This window comes from Pseudomonas sp. JS425 (assembly GCF_018223845.1).
GTDB classification, from domain to species: domain Bacteria; phylum Pseudomonadota; class Gammaproteobacteria; order Pseudomonadales; family Pseudomonadaceae; genus Aquipseudomonas; species Aquipseudomonas asiatica.
In genome coordinates, this window is sequence record NZ_CP073661.1 from 3,236,192 (window position 1) to 3,253,334 (window position 17,143).

A 17,143-nucleotide genomic window follows, 5' to 3' on the forward strand; every position below is an offset into this window, starting at 1 on the left:
GGAGAACGCCATGAGCCAGTTTCACAGCCTGACCATCAAGCAAGTGCGCAACGAGACCCGCGATGCGGTGTCGATTGCCTTCGACGTGCCCGAGCACCTGCAGGCGCAGTTCCGTTTCACCCAGGGCCAGTATCTGGTCATGCGCACCCACCTGGATAACGAAGAAGTCCGCCGTTCCTATTCCATCTGCAGCGCCGTGCAGGATGGCGAACTGCGTGTGGCGGTAAAACGCGTGCCAGGCGGGCGCTTCTCGTCATTTGCCAACGACGTGCTCAAGGCAGGCCAGCAACTGGAAGTGATGCCGCCGTCGGGCAGCTTCTTCGTGCCACTGGAACCGGCCCGCCAGGGCAACTACCTGGGCGTGGCTGCCGGCAGCGGCATCACGCCGATCCTGTCGATCATCGCCACTACCTTGGCCAGCGAGCCGCACAGCCGCTTCACCCTGCTGTACGGCAACCGCTCCAGCTCTGGCGCACTGTTCCGCGACAAGCTGGAAGACCTGAAGAACCGTTACCTCGACCGCCTGAACCTGATTTTCGTGTTCAGCCGCGAGCAGCAGGATGTCGACCTGTACAACGGCCGCATCGATGCCGACAAGTGCGGCCAGTTGTTCTCGCGCTGGATGGACGTTGCCAACCTGGACGCTGCATTCATCTGCGGCCCACAGGCGATGACCGAGACGGTGCGCGACAGCCTGCAGGCCAATGGCCTGGCCAAGGACCGTATCCATTTCGAGCTGTTCGCCGCAGCCGGCAGCGAAGCCCGCCGGGAGGCCCGCGAGGCGGCGCGCCAGGTGGATTCGGCGCTCAGTCACATCACCGTGATCAGCGACGGCCGCGCGCTTACCTTCGACCTGCCACGCAATACCCAGAACGTGCTGGACGCCGGCAATGCAATCGGCGCCGAACTGCCGTACTCCTGCAAGGCCGGCGTGTGCTCGACCTGCAAGTGCCGGGTAATCGAGGGCGAAGTGGAGATGGACAGCAACCATGCCCTGGAGGATTACGAAGTGGCGGCCGGGTATGTGCTGTCGTGCCAGACCTACCCGGTGAGCGACAAGGTGGTGCTCGATTTCGACCAGCTCTGAGACCGCGTCGCCTGCTTCGCGGGTGAACCCGCTCCCACAGGGACTGCACAAGACCTGAGAGCAGCGCCCTACCTGTGGGAGCGGGTTCACCCGCGAAGAGGCCCTAAGCAACACCGCAACACCCGCGTGACCTCAACAAAACAATTACAACACCCAGAGATCGCAACCCATGACACCCGAACGCATAGAAAGCATCGCCAACCACCCCGACTTCCAGCACCTGGTGCAGCGCAAACGCCGCCTCAACGGCAGCCTGACCCTGGCCATGCTGGTGATCTACTACGGCTTCGTCCTGCTGGTGGCGTTTTCCCCCAGCACCCTCGGCCAGTCCCTCAGCGGTGGCGTGACCACCGTTGGCATGCTGGTGGGGGTGCTGATGGTACTGCTGTCCTTCGCCTTGACCGGCATCTACGTGCACCGCGCCAACAACGTGCTCGACCCGCTCAACGACAAGGTCAAGCAGGAGTGCGCACAATGAACTGGACTGCCATCTCGATGTTCATGGTGTTCGTCTGCTTCACCCTGCTGGTCACCCGCTGGGCTGCCATGCGCACGCGCTCGGCCAGCGATTTCTACACCGCCGGCGGGGGCCTGACCGGCATGCAGAACGGCTTGGCGATCGCCGGCGACATGATCAGCGCCGCCTCGTTCCTGGGCATTTCGGCAATGATGTTCATGAACGGCTATGACGGCCTGCTGTATGCCCTGGGCGTACTGGCCGGCTGGCCGATCATCCTGTTCCTGATCGCCGAGCGCCTGCGCAACCTGGGCAAGTACACCTTCGCCGACGTGGTCAGCTACCGCCTGGCGCAAACCCCGGTGCGCCTGACCTCGGCCTTCGGCACCCTGGTGGTGGCGCTGATGTACCTGGTGGCACAGATGGTCGGTGCCGGCAAGCTGATCGAACTGCTGTTCGGCATCAGCTACCTGTACGCGGTAATGCTGGTCGGTGTGCTGATGGTCGCCTACGTCACTTTCGGCGGCATGCTCGCCACCACCTGGGTGCAGATCATCAAGGCGGTGATGCTGCTGTCGGGCACCAGCTTCATGGCCTTCATGGTGCTCAAGCATTTCGGCTTCAGCACCGAAGCGATGTTCGCCAGCGCCGTGGCCGTGCATGCCAAGGGCCAGGCGATCATGGCCCCGGGCGGCCTGCTGTCCAACCCGGTGGATGCCATTTCCCTGGGCCTGGGCATGATGTTCGGTACTGCCGGCCTGCCGCATATCCTGATGCGCTTCTTCACCGTCAGCGATGCCAAGGAAGCGCGCAAGAGCGTGTTCTATGCCACCGGGTTCATCGGTTACTTCTACCTGCTGCTGATCGTCATCGGCTTTGGTGCGATCGTCATGGTCGGCACCGAACCGTCCTACCGTGATGCCACCGGCGCCATTATCGGCGGCGGCAACATGGTCGCCGTGCACCTTGCCCAGGCCGTAGGTGGCAATCTGTTCCTCGGCTTCATCTCCGCCGTGGCCTTCGCCACCATCCTGGCAGTGGTCGCGGGCCTGGCGCTGTCCGGTGCATCGGCGGTTTCCCACGACCTGTATGCCTGCGTGGTGCGCCAGGGCAAGGCTAGCGAGCAGGAGGAAATGCGCGTGTCGCGTATCGCCACGCTGCTGATCGGCCTGCTGGCGGTAATCCTCGGCCTGATGTTCGAGTCGCAGAACATCGCCTTCCTCTCGGGGCTGGTGCTGGCCGTGGCCGCCTCGGTCAACTTCCCGGTGCTGCTGCTTTCGATGTTCTGGAAAGGCCTGACCACCCGCGGCGCAGTGTGCGGCAGCATGGCCGGCCTGGTTTCGGCGGTGCTGCTGGTGGTACTGGGCCCGGCGGTGTGGGTCAACGTGCTGCATCACGAAACGGCGCTGTTCCCCTACAGCAACCCGGCACTGTTCTCCATGAGCCTGGCCTTCCTCGGCGCCTGGGTGTTCTCGGTTACTGACAGCTCCGAACGCGCCAACCAGGAACGTGGCCGCTACCTGGCCCAGTTCATCCGTTCCATGACCGGAATCGGCGCCGCCGGCGCCAGCAAGCACTGACTCTCAGGGAAGAACAACCATGTCGGGTAAAACAACAACAATGAACCGCACGCACTTCATTTCGGCCGCCTGGCTGGCGACCCTCGCCCTGCCGATGCCGGCGATGGCAGACTTCATCGGCGACAGCCACGCCCGGTTGGAGCTGCGCAACCATTACCTCAACCGCGACTTCCGCCAAAGCAATGCACCGCAGGCCAAGGCCGAGGAATGGGGCCAGGGCTTTACCGCCAAGCTGGAGTCGGGCTTCACCGAAGGCCCGGTCGGCTTTGGTGTCGACGCCATGGGCCAACTGGGCATCAAGCTCGACTCCAGCCGCGACCGGCGCAATACCGGCCTGCTGCCTTTCGGCCCGAACAGCCATGAACCGGTCGACAACTACAGCGAACTGGGCCTGACCGGCAAGGTGCGGGTGGCCAAGAGCACCCTGCGCCTGGGGACCTTGCAACCGATCCTGCCGGTGGTGGTGTACAACGACACCCGCCTGCTGGCCTCCACCTTCCAGGGTGGCCTGCTCACCAGCCAGGACCTGGCCGGCCTGACCTTCAACGCCGGCCGCCTGACCAAGGCCAACCTGCGTGATTCCTCGGGCCGCGACGACATCGGCTACGGCGCCGCCAGCAGCGACCACCTGGACTTCGGCGGCGGCAGCTACGCCATCACCCCGCAAACCAGCGTCAGCTACTACTACGCCAAGCTCGAAGACATCTACCGCCAGCAGTTCGTCGGCCTGATCGATACCCGCCCGCTGGGCGAAGGCCTGAGCCTGCGCACCGACCTGCGCTACTTCGACAGCCGCAACGACGGCGCCGAGCGTGCCGGCAACATCGACAACCGCAACTTCAACGCCATGTTCACCCTTGGCGTACGGGCCCACAAGTTCACCGCCGCCTGGCAGCAGATGTCCGGCGACAGTGCCTTCCCGTTCGTGAACGGCGGCGACCCGTTCACCGTCAACCTGGTCACCTACAACACCTTCACCCGCGCCGGGCTGGACTCGTGGCAGGTGCGCTACGACTACGACTTCGTCGCCATGGGTATCCCCGGCCTGAGCTTCATGACCCGCTACACCGATGGCCGCCACGCCGAAACCGCCACTGTCAGCAACGGCCGTGAGCGTGAGCGCGACACCGACATCACCTATGTCATTCAGAGCGGCCCGTTCAAGGACGTCAGCCTGCGCTGGCGCAACGTCACCTTCCGTTCCGGCAATGGCCTGACCAACGCCGTGGACGAAAACCGCCTGATCATCGGCTACACCGTGGCGCTGTGGTAACAGCGCCCCCCTCTACATTGGAGAACAGCATGTCTGCCGCCCCTACCCTGCAAAGCTTCATCGCCGGCCGCTGGCTTGGCCAGCACGGCGCCCAGGCCCTGCGTAGCGCCCTGGATGGCCACGTCCTGGCCTACAGCCACGAAGAGCGCCCGGACTTCGCCGAAGCCGTGGACTTTGCCCGCACCCGTGGCCTGGCCACGCTGATGGCCATGGACTTCCAGCAACGCGCTGCCCGCCTGAAGGCACTGGCCCTGTATCTGGCCGAGCGCAAGGAGCAGCTCTACGCCCTGTCCCACCACAGCGGCGCCACCCGTGCCGACAGCTGGATCGACATCGAAGGCGGCAACGCCACGCTGTTCTCCTATGCGGGCATCGGCAGCCGTGAGCTGCCGTCGGGCAATCTGGTGCACGAAGGCCCGGCCATCCCGCTGGGCAAGCAAGGCCATTTCGCCGGCAGCCACATCCTGGTGCCGCGCGCCGGCGTGGCGGTGCACATCAACGCCTTCAACTTCCCCATCTGGGGCATGCTGGAGAAGTTCGCGCCGACCTTCCTGGCCGGCATGCCGTGCATCGTCAAGCCGGCGACCTCGACCAGCTACCTGACCGAGGCCGTGGTGCGGCTGATGAATGCATCCGGGCTGTTGCCCGAAGGCAGCCTGCAACTGGTGATCGGCAGCACCGGCGACCTGCTCGACCGCCTGCAAGGCCAGGACGTGGTGACCTTCACCGGCTCCGCCGACACCGCCGCCAAGTTGCGCGTCACGCCGAACCTGGTGCGCAACTCGGTGCCGTTCACCGCCGAAGCCGATTCGCTCAACTGCGCCATCCTCGGCCCGGGCGTGACCCCGGACAGCGAAGAGTTCGACCTGTATATCAAGGAGGTGGTCCGCGAAATGACCACCAAGGCCGGGCAGAAGTGCACCGCCATCCGCCGCGCCATCGTACCGGCCAAACACATCGACGCGGTTGCCACGCGCCTGCGCGAGCGGCTGGCCAAGGTGGTTGTCGGTGACCCGTCGCTGGAAGGCGTGCGCATGGGCGCCCTGGCCTCCCACGACCAGCAGCACGATGTGGCCGACCGAGTGCGCAGCCTGCTGCAGAGCTGCGACCAGCTGTTCGGTGCCAGCGATGGCTTTGCGCCGCGTGGCGAGGGCGTGGCCGAGGGCGCGTTCTTTGCCCCGACCCTGCTGCAGGCCCGTGACCCGCATGCCGAAGGCGGTGCCCACGATATCGAAGCGTTCGGCCCGGTCAGCACGCTGATGGCCTATGACGACCTCGATGAAGCCCTGGCGCTGGCCGCGCGGGGCAAAGGCAGCCTGGTGGCGACCCTGGTCACCGCCGACCGCAGCGTGGCAGCCAAGGCCATTCCAGTGGCTGCCGCCTGGCACGGCCGCCTGCTGGTACTCGACAGCGAGGCGGCCAAGGAATCCACCGGGCATGGCTCGCCATTGCCGCAACTTAAGCACGGCGGCCCGGGCCGCGCTGGTGGTGGTGAAGAGCTGGGTGGCCTGCGTGCCGTCAAGCATTACCTGCAGCGTGCCGCAGTACAGGGTTCGCCGAGCATGCTGACGGCGGTAACCGGCGAATACGTGCGCGGTGGCGAAGTGATCGAAACCGAAGTACACCCGTTCCGCCGCTATTTCGAGCAGTTGCGCATCGGCGAGTCGCTGCTCACCCACCGGCGCACCGTGACCGAAGCCGACCTGGTCAACTTCGGTTGCCTGTCGGGTGACCATTTCTACATGCACTTCGACGAGATCGCCGCCAAGGAATCGCAGTTCGGCAAGCGCATCGCCCACGGCTATTTCGTGTTGTCGGCAGCGGCCGGGCTGTTCGTCTCCCCGGGTGCAGGCCCGGTACTGGCCAACTACGGCCTGGATACCCTGCGCTTCATCAACCCGGTGGGCATCGGCGACACCATCCAGGCGCGCCTGACCTGCAAGCGCAAGATCGACCAGGGCAAGACCAGCCCGTTGGGCCAGCCCCAGGGCGTGGTGGCGTGGGATGTGGAGGTGACCAACCAGCTGGGCGAGCTGGTCGCCAGCTACGACATTCTCACCCTGGTGCTGAAACAGCCCTGACAGTGCCGTTGGTCAGGGGCGGTGGATATCCAACCGACCTCCCCTGGCTGTTGCCGCTCTCATTCAATGAGGGGTGGTCAATGGCTTCGCCTCTCACTCCTGTATTGGGCCCGCCTGATCGCGGGCCTTTTTTTCATCGAGAGCGAGGGTTGCGAGATGAAAGAGTTAACTGCGATGGGTGGCGGCAGCGCACAGGATGACTGGCCGGAGCTCGAGCCGGACCGGAGCAATGACCGGTCAGATGACCCGGATGCCGAGCCCAATGTGACTGAAGACGAAGAAAACCGCCCGGGCGTACCGGCCAGCGACCCCGAGTCCGGTGCCTGACCGTCATGCAGACGGTCTGCGCGATCCCCTGTGGGAGATTGCCCAGCCCTTTGGGCCGCGCTTTCGCACAGATAACTGAATTCGCAAGCGATCCTCGTACCCTGTGGGAGCGGCTTTAGCCGCGAAGAATCCAACGCGGTGCATGGCACCGGCTGCGCCGGTGTTCGCGGCTAAAGCCGCTCCCACAGAGGATCGTGCCAACTTTTAGAATTTGAGCAGGACATTTGTTCCCGCACGGATTGTGCAGTCGGGGAATCACATTGTCGCCGCAGACTGGTTCGGCTTGCTGCCGGATACCCGCCAACTCACCGCGGTAATCCCGTAGCGCTCGGCCATCGGCCTGCTGACTTTCCTGATTTTTTCGCGCCCGAACTTCGGAATGATGCCGATGCCCGCATCACAACTTGCCCAATGCCAGGCCTCGGCGTTGTCCAGCGTCTCCAGACGGATGATGAAACTGCGCGGCTTGCCATGCAGTTGGTAATCGATGATGTATAGCTGTGGGCCAGGCATCGCAGGGGCCTCCTCTTCTCCATGGATGACACCCTGATTGATCGGGGTACGGCCAGAAGATTCAAAAAAATGTCGAGCAACAGGTACCAAAGGCCATTGCAGCCTCGGTACACAGGAGGTGGCCGGTACCCGGCACTGCGGGTACCGGGTGCCCAGAAGCATTCAACTCACTGTTGGCGGCCCCCGCCGTGGCTGTTCTGGCCGCCCTTGCGACCGGCCTCCGATGCGCGTTGGCGGTCGTTGGCGAAGTTGCCGCCAGAAGCCTGCCCACCCTTGTGCCCCGCACGGGAGGCCCGTTCCCGGTCATTGGCAAAATTGCCAGGGTTGGTTTCCTTGGTGCCGCCGCGCTGGCTGGTTCGTTCTTGATCCTGCTCCATGTGGTATCTCCTTGCGATGGATTGGCTGCTCGCATGGATGTTCGCCATGCCTTGGTTCCGAGCCGCCAATCACGCAGTCTGCTCAATGGTTTTGCCGGCAACTGACCAGTGGCACCAAACATGGGCCGGCAAAAGGTTTGCGTGACGGAAGCAGGCGGGTCGCACTTTCCTTCGCAAGCAGAGGTCTCAATAACATGGCGACGGCCTATAATCCCGCCACACACACGCCCGATGATGCTGCTAAGGGCGGAACGTTCCGGTCTGCACAAGGCTCCGTCCATGAAGTCGTCCCCCAAGCAACCTGCCTCGCCCCAGAACCCGGCACTCAGCCCCAGCCACCTGGATTTTCCGGTGGTGGGCATCGGTGCATCGGCAGGCGGCCTGGAAGCGATCTGTACGCTGTTCCGGCAAATGCCCAGCGATTGCGGCATGGCCTTCGTCGTGGTCCTGCACCTGTCCCCCGACCACCAGAGCGTCGCCGACCGCATCATCCAGGACACCACGCAAATGCCGGTGCGCCAGGTGACCGAACCGGTGCCCATCGAGCGCAACCATATCTACGTGATTTCACCGGCCAATCGCCTGTCCACCAACGACGGCTACCTGCGGGTGACCCCGGCCAACCGGCGCCGTGGCGACCACGTGGCCATCGACCTGTTCTTCCGTGACCTGGCTGATGTGCACAAGGACCACGCCTTCTGCGTGGTGTTGTCCGGTACCGGTGCCGATGGCGCCGTGGGCCTATCGCGGATCAAGGAGCAAGGCGGTGTGACCCTGGCGCAGACACCGGACGACGCCCAGTACGACAGCATGCCCCGTGCCGCAATCGAGACCGGCATGGTCGACCTGGTGCTGCCGGCGGCAGAAATCCCGCAGAAGCTGCTGGAGCTGTGGCGCAATGCCCGCCAGGTCAGGCTCCCGGAAATCGAGGACGATACCCTGCCTCCGGCCTTGGGCACCCGAGTCGGCGATGCCCAGGCCAGCGAGCCGATGCTCGAAGAGATCCTGCTGCAGTTGCGCAGCAATACCGGCCACGACTTCCAGCACTACAAGCGCGCCACGGTACTGCGACGCATCGAGCGCCGCCTGCATGTGACCGGCCAGGCAGACCTGGCGGCCTACCTGCATTACCTGGAACAGTACCCCGCGGAATCCAGGGCCTTGCTGGCCGACATGCTGATCGGCGTGACCAATTTCTTCCGCGACCGCGAAGCGTTCGAAGCCCTGGAGCGCCATGTGTTGCCACAGCTGGTCTGCGAACGCGACCCGGCCGAGGGCGCGGACGAGATACGCGTGTGGTCGGCCGGCTGCTCCACCGGCGAAGAGGCGTACAGCCTCGCCATGCTGGTTTGCGAGCAGCTGGCACTGGAGCAGCGCTCGCACAAGGTACAGGTGTTCGCCACCGACCTGGACGAACGCGCCATCGGCATCGCCCGCAGTGGCTCATACCCCGAGGCGATCGTCACCGACGTGCCGCCCAGCCGGCTGCGCCAGTTCTTCCTCAAGGAAGACCAGCATTACCGGGTGCGCAAAGAGGTTCGCGAAAAGGTGCTGTTCGCACGGCACAACCTGCTGTCGGACCCACCGTTCTCGCAGATCGACCTGATTGTCTGCCGCAACCTGCTGATCTACCTGGACCGCGAGGTGCAGCGTGACATCCTGCAGATGTTCCACTTCGCTCTGCGCCCGGGTGGCTACCTGTTCCTCGGGTCGTCCGAGTCGGCCGACATGGCCAGTGAACTGTTCGCCCCGGTGGACAAACGCAACCGCATTTTCCGCGCACTCGATGCCAGCAATACCGGCCGCCGTTCCGGCCGTCAGCTGGCCGGCACATCTGCCGCCAGCATGCCACTGGAAACGCTGGCCAAGGCCAAGCCGGGGCGCAAGCCATCCTTCGCCGACCTGCACTACCGCGCTCTGGCGCGCCGCATGCCGCCCAGCCTGATCGTCGATATCGACGGCAATATCCTGCACATGAGCGAAGGCGCAGGGCGTTTCCTGCAACTGGCCGGTGGCGAACCGAGCCGCAGCCTGCTCAGCCTGGTGCTGCCGCCCCTGCGCCTGGCCCTGCGCAGCACCTTGTTCCAGGCGCGTCAGGGGACCGAGGCGGTGACCTCGCGCCCTGTCGACCTGGCGGAAACCATGGGCAAACTGCAGGTGGAGATCACCGTGCAGCCGTACAAGGACGACCTCAGCGCCAGCGATTGCCTGCTGGTGGTGTTCGAGGAACGCGCGCCCGACCCATCCCTGCCGTTGCCCGGCGTCATCCGCCAGACCGACAGCATGGTGCTGCACAACCTCGAACGCGAACTGCAGCGCACTCGCCTGCAACTGCAGGAAACCATCGAGCAGTCAGAGGTCTCCAGCGAGGAGCTGACGGCTTCCAACGAAGAGATGCAGGCCATCAACGAGGAGTTGCGGTCGGCCAGCGAAGAACTGGAAACCAGCAAGGAAGAGCTGCAGTCGATCAACGAGGAACTGCTCACGGTCAACTACGAGCTGAAGAACAAGGTCGAGGAAACCGACAAGGTCAACGACTACCTCAGCAACCTGATCGCCTGCACCGAGATCGCCACGGTGTTCGTCGACCGCAACCTGCATATCCGCTGGTTCACCCCGCGCGCCACCGACCTGTTCAATATGCTGCCGGTCGATACCGGCCGTTCCCTGCTCGACATCACCCACCGCCTGGATTACCCGGCGCTGGCCGACGATGCCCGCGCCGTGGCCCAGGGCGAGGCCATCATCGAGCGTGAAATCGGCGGCCAGGGCGATCACTGGTACCTGGCGCGCCTGCTGCCCTACCGCTCCAGCGAGCAGAAAATCGACGGCACGGTGCTGACCTTCATCGACATCAGCAGCAGCCATGCCGCCGAGGAGCGCGTGCGCCTGGGCGAAGAGCGCCTGAGCAAGCAGTTGGCCGAGACGCAGAGCAACAACCACATGAAGGACGAGTTCTTCGCCGTCATGTCCCATGAGCTCAAGCACCCGCTCAACCTGATCCAGCTCAATGCCGAAATCCTGCGCCGCCTGCCGTCGCTGCGCAACATCAGTGCAGCGAGCAAGGCCGTGGGTACCATTTGCGACGCGGTAACCAGCCAGGCGCGGATCATCGACGACCTGCTGGATGTGGCGCGCATTCGGACCGGCAAGCTTAAGCTCAAGACCCAACCTGTGGATCTGCTCGCCCTCCTGCAGGGCATCCATGATGTGGTGGTGAGCGAGCAACACCCCTGCCCGGTTCGCCTGGAGCTGCCCGCCGACACCCTGCCGGTGATGATCGAAGGTGACGTTACCCGCCTGGAGCAGATCATCTGGAACCTGCTCAACAACGCGCTGAAGTTCAGCCCGGCGGGCAATGAGATACGCCTGGTGCTGAGCCACGACGAAAACCACGCGCGGTTGCAGGTGATCGACCATGGCGTAGGCCTGAGCCACGACAGCCTCGAGCACATCTTCGACCTGTTCAGCCAGGCTACGCCGCAACAGGCCAGCCACAGCCGCGAGGGCCTGGGCATCGGCCTGTCGCTGGTACGGCAACTGGTCGAGGCCCATGGCGGTAGCGTACGCGCCAAGTCACCGGGGCTTGGCCTGGGCTGCACCTTTGAGGTCACCCTGCCACTTTGCGATACGCAACTCCCGCAGCGTGAGCAAGGCTCGGAGCTACTGAGCGAGGGCCGCCTTAATGGAATTCGCGTGTTGCTGGTGGACGATTCCGTAGAAGTGCTGGCGGTAATGCAGGAGCTGCTGGAAATGGAGAGCGCCACTGTCAATGCCTTCAGCAAGCCACGTGAGGCCCTGGACGCCGCTGCGGGTGAGGAGTACGACATCATCCTGTCCGATATCGGCATGCCGGTGATGGACGGCCATGCGCTGATCAAGGCCCTGCGTGGCTACGTGCACCTTCGCCATACCCCGGCCATCGCCCTGACCGGCTATGGCGCCAGCGCCGACCAGTACAAGTCACGCCAGTCCGGCTTTGACCGGCACCTGAACAAACCGGTGGGCTATGACGAGCTGGTCGAGGCGATCGAGGCCCTCAGCGGTTCGGTGCCTTACTGACCGTTGCAGGCAGCGGAGCGTGATTTGCTTGAGGAAACCGGGTTGCAGGCAGAATCGCTGACCCTGCTGATGCGCCACGAAGCGGCAGAGCGCATGCATTATGTGTTCGAAGCGGAGTTCGCCGACGCCCCACATCCCAAGGCCCTGCGTGAAATTGCTGATTGCCGGTTCGCCCACCCGGACCAGGTGCCCATGCTCAAGGACGAGATCAAGCTGCTGATCCGCTCGTTGCTGGCGTGTGACCGGGCAATGGCAGCGTCAGTGAGGTAGACCTTTTTCTCCTGTGCCGGCCCTTTCGCGGGCTTGCCCGCTCCCACAAGTACTTCACCGCTTCTGAAGCATGTGCTGAACCTGTGGGAGCGGGCATGCCCGCGACGAGGCCGGCACAGGTATCAGCTAGGCATGCACACTCCACTGACAAGCCTCCGCCTCGATCGGCATCTCGTCTATGGCATGGATCATCCCGTTCGCCAATGCCTCCCGGGGCCCGAGTATCCGCGGGTAGGCCATCAGATACCGTGGTACATCCAGCACCTCGTCCGCCCCTTCGGTCCGCTCGGCGACGATTTGCGCGTACAGCCGCAGGTCATAATCCAGGCTCATCGCATATTCAGCCATGCGTGAGTGGTCGACCGAGCCATGCAAGGTCCAGTGGAAAGGATGAAACAGGAACTTGCTGTAACTGCATGCCGTGCGCCGTTCCCCGGCCAGGAAGATGATGTTGCCCATGGATTCCACCGTGCCCAGGTTGTGGGTAAGCACCTCGACCGGTAACGCCCGCAGAAAGTTGTACAAGGTAAACCCGTAGCTGCACTCGCCGCCCATGGTGGCGATGTTCAGTTGCAGGACGTCGGCGCCCTGCTGCAACGCCCGCGAACAGGTGTTGATCAGGTTGCCGCAGGTGGATGAATTGATAGGCCCGGTGAAGTGGACGATATGTCTGGCCATGCTTGCCTCCAGGGTTGGCAGGTCATTCCTTGGTTGAATGCGCATCGTCACCCTGCCCGGCCATCTGCCGGTATTGCTTGCGCAGGGCATGCAGCTCGGCCGGATCCATGTCTTCAAGGTCCAGCAGCGCCTTGTGCGCCTTTTGGGTGGTGCGCAACAGCTCATCGATCTTGATGTGCAGTTCGTCGTTGTCGCGGTTCTGGGTGTTCTGGATCAGGAACACCATGAGGAAGGTGATGATGGTGGTCGAGGTGTTGATCACCAGTTGCCAGGTGTCGTTGAAGCCGAACAGCGGCCCGGTCACTGCCCAGATCAGGATCAGCAGGCAGGCGATGCCGAAGGTCAGCGGGCGGCCGGCCCAATTGGCCAGCCATTGGGCGAAACGGTCGAATTTCATCCTGGTGCCCTTCCTCGTAGCAGGTATGCGGTGGAAACGCCGCGGGCCGCAAAGTTCCACGCCGCATCAGCCTTTTCCGTTGGTCAACCGTGCTGAACCCTGGCCGCTGTTCACCAGTCGCACCTTCAGAGTGACCGAACAAGGACTGGCAATGAGGAAGGCAGCGTGAGCGATATCCGCATCGGCATCTCCGGTTGGCGCTACGGCCCGTGGCGCAAGGATTTTTACCCGAAGGGCCTACCCCAGGACGACGAACTGGCGTTCGCTTCGCGGGCGGTCAACAGCATTGAAATCAACGGCTCGTTCTACAGCCTGCAAACACCCGAACGCTACCAGGGCTGGCATGACCAGACGCCGCCCGGCTTCGTGTTCGCGGTAAAAGCCCCGCGCTACATCACCCATGTACGCCGGCTCAAGGACATCGAAGAAGCAGTGGCCAATTTTTTCGCTTCCGGGCCGCTGCTACTCGGCAAGAAGCTCGGGCCATTCCTGTGGCAGTTTCCACCCAACATGAAGTTCGACGAGGCCCGCTTCGCCCGTTTTCTCGAACTGTTGCCGCACAGTCGCAAGGCTGCCCGCGAATGCGCGCAGGGGTGTGCGCAACAACTGCGGAACAACGGCAGCACCGATATCAAGGGCAACGCTCGGCTGCGCCACGCTGTGGAGATCCGCAACGAAAGCTTTTTGTGCGAAGCCTTCATCAAGCTGCTGCGCAAGCACCGGGTAGCGCTGGTCGTGGCCGACAGCGCCGGGAAATGGCCGTATGTCGAAGACCTTACCGCCGACTTCGTGTACATGCGCCTGCATGGCGATGTCGAGCTGTACAGCAGTGGCTATACCGCCCAGGCGCTGCGGCGCTGGAAGCAGCGCATCCAGCACTGGAGCCAGGGCCGCCAGGCCGACGATGCCCAGCTGGTGGTACCTGGGCCGCCACCACGGCGCGCTGCCCGGGACGTCTACTGCTATTTCGACAACGACCAGAAAGTCCATGCGCCTTATGACGCCCGGCGCCTGTTGCAGAAGCTGTCGCTTGACCATGAACTGATGACCGAGCCTGGCGTGGTGCCGGAGGTGACCCTGTGAACAGGACCCTGCCTGCCCCGCACGGCATCATCGACAAGATCACCGCCGTGCGTCGGCTGAATGTGCTGACGTTGAACGTGCACAAGGGCTTCACCTTCTTCAATCGGCGCTTCATCCTGCCCGAGTTGCGCGAAGCCGTGCGCGCCACCGGCGCCGACCTGGTGTTCCTGCAGGAGGTGCACGGCAGCCACCAGCAACATGCCCTGCGCCACCCGGCCTGGCCGGATACGCCACAGTACGAGTTCCTGGCCGACAGCATGTGGCCGCAGTTCGCCTACGGCCGCAATGCGGTGTACCCCCATGGGGACCACGGCAATGCGCTGCTGTCGAAATTCCCCATCAGCCGCTTCGACAACCTGGATGTCTCGGTGCAGGGCAACGAGCAGCGCGGGCTGCTGCATTGCCAGCTGGAGGTGCCGGGCCATGACCAGGTGCATGCGGTGTGCGTGCACCTCGGCCTGCGCGAGGCCCACCGGCAACGCCAGGTAAAGCTGCTGCTGGACTTGCTCGACAGCCTGCCGCCCAAGGCGCCGGTAATCATCGCCGGCGATTTCAACGATTGGCGGCTGAAGGCCGATGCCGTGCTGAGCGAACACCTGGTAGAGGCCTTCGGCGAACATTTCGGCACCCCGGCGCGCAGTTTTCCGGCGCGTCTGCCGCTGTTGCGCCTGGACCGCATCTACCTGCGCAATGCCATGCCCGGCACGGCCCAGGTGCTGTCCAAGTACCCGTGGTCGCACCTTTCCGACCACGCCCCTCTGGCTGCGGAGATCAAACTGTGAACCGACCCTGGGTAGACGGCAACAGCGTGCAGTTGCTGATCAATGGCGAGCAATACTACCCCCGCGTGTTCGAGGCCATGGCCCAGGCGCGGGAGGAAATCCTGCTGGAGACCTTCATCATTTTCGATGACAAGGTTGGCCAGCAATTGCAGCAGGTGCTGATCGATGCCGCCCAACGCGGCGTACGTGTCGAAGTGGCCGTGGATGGCTATGGCACGGCCGACCTGCCCGACTCCTTCATTGCGGCCATGACCGATGCCGGGGTCAGTTTCCATGCCTTCGACCCTCAGCCAAGGCTGGTGGGCATGCGCACCAACCTGTTCCGGCGCCTGCACCGCAAGATCGTGGTGGTCGATGGCGAGCGGGCCTTCATTGGCGGCATCAACTACAGCGCCGACCACCTGGGCGACTTTGGTGCCATGGCCAAGCAGGACTATGCCGTGGAAGTCGCCGGCCCGGTGGTGGCGCAGGTGCATGCCGCCAGCAAGCGCTTGATGTCGCCGGTGCTGCAGCCGCCCAGCGCGGTACGGCCGCTGACCGAGCCTGCCGGTACCTGCAGCGCCGTGCTGATCGAGCGCGACAACGGGGTGCGCAGCACCGATATCGAAGCCCACTACCTGCAGGCGTTTCGCAGCGCCCGGCAGCGCATCGTGGTGGCCAACGCGTATTTCTTCCCGGGCTACCGGTTGATGCGTGAACTGCGCAATGCGTCCCGGCGTGGCGTGGAGGTGCGGCTGATCCTGCAGGGCCAGCCAGACATGCGCTGGGTGCGGGCGCTGTCGCGGCTGTTGTACAACTACCTGCTGCGCGATGGTGTGGCCATTCACGAGTATTGCCAGCGGCCGCTGCACGGCAAGGTGGCGCTGGTGGACGATGAGTGGGCCACGGTCGGCTCCAGCAACCTGGACCCGCTCAGCCTGTCGTTCAACCTGGAAGCGAACCTGTTCATCCGTGACCGTGCCTTCAACCAGCAGCTCAACCAGCACCTGCAGCAGCTGGCCCACGAACAATGCAAGCCGGTCACCCTGGAACGCATGGTTCGCGGATACTGGTGGCGGGCGCCGTTGATATTCGTGTGCTTCCACGTGATCCGCCATTTCCCGCGGATTGCCGGCTGGTTCCCGGCGCACCGCCAGCACCTGCGCTCGGTGCAGCCGGAGGCCGAGGCACAGGGTGACTACCACGAGGGCCAAACCTGATGGCGCGTAAGAACTGGCAAACCTGGGGCAAGCGGCTGTTCACCCTGGCATTCCTGATCCTGATCCCTGCGCTATTGTACCTGCTGGCGCGCAACCTGGACTGGAACGAGGTGCGCCAGTCGTTGCTGGCCTACAAGCCCGGCACTCTGGCCATAGGCCTGGCGCTGGCCGGGTGCAGTTACCTGACGTTCGCCAGCTACGACCTGCTGGCCCGAGCCTACACCGGCCACCACCTGCCGGCACGCCAGGTTTTGCCAGTGGCTTTCGTGTGCTATGCCTTCAACCTCAACTTCACCACCTGGGTGGGTGGCGTTGCCTTGCGCTACCGGCTGTACAGCCGCCTGGGCCTGGACACGGCTACCATCACCCGCATCCTCACCCTGGGCCTGCTGACCAACTGGATGGGCTACATGCTGCTGGCTGGCACCGTGTTCGCCTTGCGCCTGGTCGAGCTGCCCGCCAACTGGGCGGTCGGTGCCAGCGGCCTGCAACTGATCGGCGTGGTGTTGCTGGCGATTGCCGCTGGCTACCTGCTGGCCTGTGGCTTCGCCAAAAAGCGCACCTGGCGCTGGCGCGACCATGAGGTAACGCTGCCGTCGCTGCGCCTGGCGCTGTGCCAGGTGGTACTGGGTGCCAGCAACTGGGCGCTGATGGCGCTGCTGATCTTCTGGTTGCTGCCTGGCGAAGCCTTTTACCCGTCGATTCTTGGCATCCTGCTGATCAGCTGCGTTGCTGGTGTGGTTGCGCATATCCCGGCCGGGCTGGGTGTGCTGGAAACGGTGTTCCTGGCCCTGCTGCATGGGCAGCTTGCCCAGGGCACGCTGGTGGCGGCCCTGCTGGGCTACCGCACGCTGTACTACCTGGTGCCGCTGTTGCTGGCGGTGCTTGTCTACCTGATCCTCGAGAAACGCGCCAAGGCCATGCGCCGGCGCGACAAGCCTGCCTAGACCTGACAAGGGCCATTGGCCCGGGAGGTG

At 64.0% G+C, this 17,143-nt stretch carries 15 protein-coding genes and 1 pseudogene; 12 read left to right on the plus strand and 4 right to left on the minus strand.

Translation table 11 applies throughout. The annotated features are described in order from the left end of the window. Window positions 1-10: 10 nt before the first annotated feature. The 6 genes from paaE to KDB76_RS15210 all read left to right on the plus strand — a co-directional run bounded on the left by paaE (window position 11) and on the right by KDB76_RS15210 (window position 6,805). Complete coding sequence (paaE, locus tag KDB76_RS15185) at window positions 11-1,087, plus strand: 1,2-phenylacetyl-CoA epoxidase subunit PaaE (protein WP_024087129.1); 1,077 nt, start codon at window positions 11-13, stop codon at window positions 1,085-1,087. 169 nt (window positions 1,088-1,256) lie between these two features. Continuing rightward, window positions 1,257-1,565, plus strand: a complete 309-nt coding sequence (locus KDB76_RS15190; RefSeq protein ID WP_004376242.1) for a DUF485 domain-containing protein — start codon at window positions 1,257-1,259, stop codon at window positions 1,563-1,565. Further along, on the plus strand, window positions 1,562-3,124 hold the full coding sequence (locus KDB76_RS15195) for a cation acetate symporter (protein ID WP_013972618.1): 1,563 nt from the start codon (window positions 1,562-1,564) through the stop codon (window positions 3,122-3,124). The genes KDB76_RS15190 and KDB76_RS15195 overlap by 4 nt, the downstream gene beginning before the upstream one ends. Window positions 3,125-3,164: 40 nt before the next feature. Next, window positions 3,165-4,397 carry an OprD family porin gene (locus KDB76_RS15200; RefSeq protein ID WP_038409641.1) on the plus strand — a complete coding sequence of 411 codons (1,233 nt, stop codon included), beginning with the start codon at window positions 3,165-3,167 and terminating at the stop codon, window positions 4,395-4,397. Between the two features lie 29 nt (window positions 4,398-4,426). After that, entirely contained in the window at window positions 4,427-6,478 is a 2,052-nt protein-coding gene (gene paaZ, locus KDB76_RS15205; protein ID WP_038409642.1) for a phenylacetic acid degradation bifunctional protein PaaZ, read from the plus strand. A gap of 156 nt (window positions 6,479-6,634) precedes the next feature. Then, a complete protein-coding gene (locus KDB76_RS15210) occupies window positions 6,635-6,805 on the plus strand; it encodes a hypothetical protein (RefSeq protein ID WP_158491229.1) in 171 nt (56 codons plus the stop codon). A gap of 255 nt (window positions 6,806-7,060) precedes the next feature. Here KDB76_RS15210 and KDB76_RS15215 read toward each other — a convergent pair whose 3' ends face one another. Both KDB76_RS15215 and KDB76_RS15220 read right to left on the minus strand, forming a co-directional pair. Next, the gene (locus KDB76_RS15215) at window positions 7,061-7,318 is read right to left on the minus strand and encodes a DUF6555 family protein (RefSeq protein ID WP_038409643.1); all 258 of its coding nucleotides are present in this window, start codon (window positions 7,316-7,318) and stop codon (window positions 7,061-7,063) included. Window positions 7,319-7,485: 167 nt separating this feature from the next. Then, complete coding sequence (locus KDB76_RS15220; protein ID WP_038409644.1) at window positions 7,486-7,695, minus strand: general stress protein; 210 nt, start codon at window positions 7,693-7,695, stop codon at window positions 7,486-7,488. Between the two features lie 279 nt (window positions 7,696-7,974). Between KDB76_RS15220 and KDB76_RS15225 the strand changes: the two genes are divergently transcribed. Both KDB76_RS15225 and KDB76_RS15230 read left to right on the plus strand, forming a co-directional pair. Beyond that, entirely contained in the window at window positions 7,975-11,757 is a 3,783-nt protein-coding gene (locus KDB76_RS15225; protein WP_038409645.1) for a CheR family methyltransferase, read from the plus strand. Next, a pseudogene (locus KDB76_RS15230) lies at window positions 11,758-12,027 on the plus strand (NUDIX domain-containing protein); the annotation flags it as partial. It abuts the gene before it with no gap. 126 nt (window positions 12,028-12,153) lie between these two features. On the opposite strand, the gene KDB76_RS15235 reads toward KDB76_RS15230, so the two are convergent. Together KDB76_RS15235 and KDB76_RS15240 are read right to left on the minus strand one after the other, a co-directional pair. Further along, window positions 12,154-12,705: an ATP-dependent Clp protease proteolytic subunit gene (locus KDB76_RS15235; protein WP_038409646.1), complete on the minus strand. Its 552-nt coding sequence runs from the start codon at window positions 12,703-12,705 to the stop codon at window positions 12,154-12,156. A 22-nt stretch (window positions 12,706-12,727) separates the two neighbouring features. After that, window positions 12,728-13,102, minus strand: a complete 375-nt coding sequence (locus KDB76_RS15240) for a low affinity iron permease family protein (protein WP_003259456.1) — start codon at window positions 13,100-13,102, stop codon at window positions 12,728-12,730. A gap of 165 nt (window positions 13,103-13,267) precedes the next feature. Here KDB76_RS15240 and KDB76_RS15245 point away from each other — a divergent pair, with 165 nt between their 5' ends. Genes KDB76_RS15245 through KDB76_RS15260 form a run of 4 tightly spaced genes read left to right on the plus strand, consistent with a single transcriptional unit; the run spans window position 13,268 to window position 17,113 of the window. Continuing rightward, a complete protein-coding gene (locus KDB76_RS15245) occupies window positions 13,268-14,185 on the plus strand; it encodes a DUF72 domain-containing protein (RefSeq protein ID WP_024087134.1) in 918 nt (305 codons plus the stop codon). Beyond that, window positions 14,182-14,967, plus strand: coding sequence for an endonuclease/exonuclease/phosphatase family protein (locus KDB76_RS15250; RefSeq protein WP_024087135.1), 786 nt, complete (start codon window positions 14,182-14,184; stop codon window positions 14,965-14,967). Before KDB76_RS15245 ends, KDB76_RS15250 begins: the two co-directional genes overlap by 4 nt. After that, window positions 14,964-16,166: a cardiolipin synthase ClsB gene (clsB, locus tag KDB76_RS15255; RefSeq protein WP_024087136.1), complete on the plus strand. Its 1,203-nt coding sequence runs from the start codon at window positions 14,964-14,966 to the stop codon at window positions 16,164-16,166. Before KDB76_RS15250 ends, clsB begins: the two co-directional genes overlap by 4 nt. Then, window positions 16,166-17,113, plus strand: a complete 948-nt coding sequence (locus tag KDB76_RS15260; RefSeq protein ID WP_013972628.1) for a lysylphosphatidylglycerol synthase domain-containing protein — start codon at window positions 16,166-16,168, stop codon at window positions 17,111-17,113. Before clsB ends, KDB76_RS15260 begins: the two co-directional genes overlap by 1 nt. The last annotated feature ends 30 nt before the right edge of the window (window positions 17,114-17,143 follow it).

Excerpts from the sequence above, each read along its gene's own strand:
- KDB76_RS15235 (WP_038409646.1), bottom strand. The coding sequence starts at position 12,705 with ATGGCCAGACATATCGTCCACTTCACCGGGCCTATCAATTCATCCACC.
- KDB76_RS15190 (WP_004376242.1), top strand. The coding sequence starts at position 1,257 with ATGACACCCGAACGCATAGAAAGCATCGCCAACCACCCCGACTTCCAG.
- KDB76_RS15225 (WP_038409645.1), top strand. The coding sequence starts at position 7,975 with ATGAAGTCGTCCCCCAAGCAACCTGCCTCGCCCCAGAACCCGGCACTC.
- KDB76_RS15210 (WP_158491229.1), top strand. The coding sequence starts at position 6,635 with ATGAAAGAGTTAACTGCGATGGGTGGCGGCAGCGCACAGGATGACTGG.
- KDB76_RS15200 (WP_038409641.1), top strand. The coding sequence starts at position 3,165 with ATGAACCGCACGCACTTCATTTCGGCCGCCTGGCTGGCGACCCTCGCC.
- KDB76_RS15215 (WP_038409643.1), bottom strand. The coding sequence starts at position 7,318 with ATGCCTGGCCCACAGCTATACATCATCGATTACCAACTGCATGGCAAG.
- KDB76_RS15220 (WP_038409644.1), bottom strand. The coding sequence starts at position 7,695 with ATGGAGCAGGATCAAGAACGAACCAGCCAGCGCGGCGGCACCAAGGAA.
- paaZ (WP_038409642.1), top strand. The coding sequence starts at position 4,427 with ATGTCTGCCGCCCCTACCCTGCAAAGCTTCATCGCCGGCCGCTGGCTT.
- KDB76_RS15195 (WP_013972618.1), top strand. The coding sequence starts at position 1,562 with ATGAACTGGACTGCCATCTCGATGTTCATGGTGTTCGTCTGCTTCACC.
- paaE (WP_024087129.1), top strand. The coding sequence starts at position 11 with ATGAGCCAGTTTCACAGCCTGACCATCAAGCAAGTGCGCAACGAGACC.
- KDB76_RS15260 (WP_013972628.1), top strand. The coding sequence starts at position 16,166 with ATGGCGCGTAAGAACTGGCAAACCTGGGGCAAGCGGCTGTTCACCCTG.
- KDB76_RS15240 (WP_003259456.1), bottom strand. The coding sequence starts at position 13,102 with ATGAAATTCGACCGTTTCGCCCAATGGCTGGCCAATTGGGCCGGCCGC.